Raw genomic sequence first — 2,431 nt, 5'->3', positions numbered from 1 at the left:
TGCTCAATACTTATTGTGTAGTAAAAATAAAGATGCTGCTTCTTGTAATTTAAAATGTGAAAATTTAGCACATCCCGATCTTCATTTTGCATTTCCGGTTGCAACCAATGATAAAGTAAAAAAACACCCTATCAGCAATTTGTTTTTAGACGATTGGAGAACTTTTATAAAAGAACAGCCTTATGGAAGCTTGTTCAATTGGTTTCAACAAATTGGAGTAGAAAACAAACAAGGACAAATTGGAGTTGATGAAGCAGAACAAGTTGTAAAATCTCTTCAACTAAAATCATATGAAGGTGGTTATAAAGTGATGATTATTTGGATGGCGGAGAAAATGAATACTTCTGCTGCAAATAAATTATTGAAACTGTTAGAAGAACCACCAGAAAAGACCATTTTTATTTTAATTGCGGAAGATCAGGAACAGATTATAAATACAATTTTATCAAGATGTCAGGTCTTAACATTTCCTGTTTTAAGTGAAACCGATATTTCAGATGCATTGATCAGTAGAAATAACTCTTTCCCTGCGGAAGCTTCTAAAATCGCACATCAATCTGAAGGTAATTTTAACAAAGCGGTCCATATATTAAAACACGATTCAAATGACATCATTTTTGAACAGTGGTTTGTGACTTGGGTAAGAACTGCTTTTAAAGCAAAAGGAAACGCTGCTGTTATTCAAAACTTAATTGAATGGAGTGAAGCAATTGCAAAATCCGGTAGAGAGACTCAAAAAAGTTTTCTTCACTATTGTTTGCAATTTTTCAGACAGGCTTTGTTACATAATTATGGTGCCCAAGAATTGGTTTTCTTAGAAACAGAAACTCAAGGATTTTCGCTTGCCAAATTTGCCCCCTTCATCCATGGAGGAAATATTATGGAAATAGAAAAAGAAGTTGGTGATGCTTTATATCATATTGAAAGGAATGGGAATGCCAAAATAATTCTTTTGGACCTATCCATAAAACTAACAAGGTTATTACACACTAAAGAGAGTGCCTAAAAGTCTACTCTGAATACCAAGTTTGGGGTAAAACCAATAGAGATCTGATCTGTTTCTACCAAAGTTCGTTCTGCAAGAGGGCCACGACCATCTTGCTTTATTTCATACCCTCTATCGAGTATGTTTTTTGTATTGAAAATATTCATTAAAGAAAGTCCGAATTTCCCTTGTGCTTTTCTCTTTTCAGAAAATTTGAATTTATAGGTAGCAGAAAAATCTACTTTCTTATAGATTGGTAACCTATTAATATTTACTTCCTCTTCATAAATAATTCTATAGTTACCTCTTGGTGTTTGTTCTATTCCTAAAGCTTTGGTATATGGCGTACCTGACCTTATTTTCCAACCAAGTGAAAATTCAAATCTTTTGATCCCATAGGTATGTGACCATACTAAAGAATGTGGCACATCATATTCTCCATCAAATTTCTCGCCGTCATTCAATTCATCATATTGAAACTTAGTTTTAGACAAAGTATAACTTACCCAGGTTCTATAATTTCCAAAACGTTTTTTGATCAAAAAGTCAATTCCATTTGTTGTACTCACCCCTGGCAAATATTGAGGAACCTGATTTGCAACATCCTCTGTTAACAATGTAACACCGTTTATTTTTCTGTTGTAAAAATCTACATCAAAATTCCATCCCCTTTGTTGAATCAAAAATCCAGCAGATATTTGATAGTTTTTTAAAACAGGGATACGCTCTCCGTCAGACAAAGCCCAAATATCATTTTCTAACCCAAAACCATTATTTCTAAATTCTATCAACTGACTAATCACTTGATTTTTTATTTCAGCCGAAAATTTCAACTGAAATACCTCTGAAACTTGATTTGACAAAAAGAAACGAGGTTCTAAATACAATTGCTCTACCGAGGTAAAATAATTCATTCGCAAACCTATATTCATATTCCATTTTTCATCAGTATGCAAAGAATATTCTGAAAACACGGAGTGTGTTACATTTTCAGAATTATCCGATTCAAAAACTTGGTCTTGATTATTATCATTACTATTATCAAAAATATAACTCACATTTTTCTTTGACAATTGATAACCATGTGTCCATGTAGAAAAGGTATTCAGCCCATTTATTGCTTCTACTTTGAAACCAATATCTTTCACATTATTGTATTTTTCAAAAACCTCTGTCACATTATTTTCTGAATTTCTTCTGGTTATTGTTCGAATTCCATCATATTCTAACAAATATTCCGATTGGTTGAACTCAATTTTACTGGACAATTTTTCACTCCAGCAGCGAGACCATTTTAAATTAGATCCTCTATTTTTAATTTCTAAATTGTCTGTATTTGTTTCACCAAAACGCTCGTTTTCTGAATAATATTCTAGGTTATTCTTATTATATAAATTGCTAAAAACAAGTTTGTCTTTTTTAGAAACATCTGCAATTACTTTTAAA

2 protein-coding genes are annotated in these 2,431 nt (G+C 32.0%); one reads left to right on the top strand and one right to left on the bottom strand.

All coding sequences use genetic code 11. The features are described from left to right. On the top strand, window positions 1-1,006 hold a 1,006-nt coding region (locus P8H68_RS02375; RefSeq protein WP_300321136.1), incomplete at its 5' end, for a DNA polymerase III subunit delta'. On the opposite strand, the gene P8H68_RS02370 is transcribed toward P8H68_RS02375, so the two are convergent. Beyond that, window positions 1,003-2,431, bottom strand: a 1,429-nt coding sequence (locus P8H68_RS02370; RefSeq protein WP_300321134.1) for a TonB-dependent receptor, incomplete at its 5' end; no start/stop codon positions are given. The genes P8H68_RS02375 and P8H68_RS02370 overlap by 4 nt on opposite strands.

This window comes from Flavicella sp., from assembly GCF_029238425.1.
Classification (GTDB): Bacteria; Bacteroidota; Bacteroidia; order Flavobacteriales; family Flavobacteriaceae; genus Flavicella.
The sequence above is the reverse complement of the archived record's forward strand: the minus strand, read 5'-3'. Positions and strand labels throughout refer to the sequence as shown.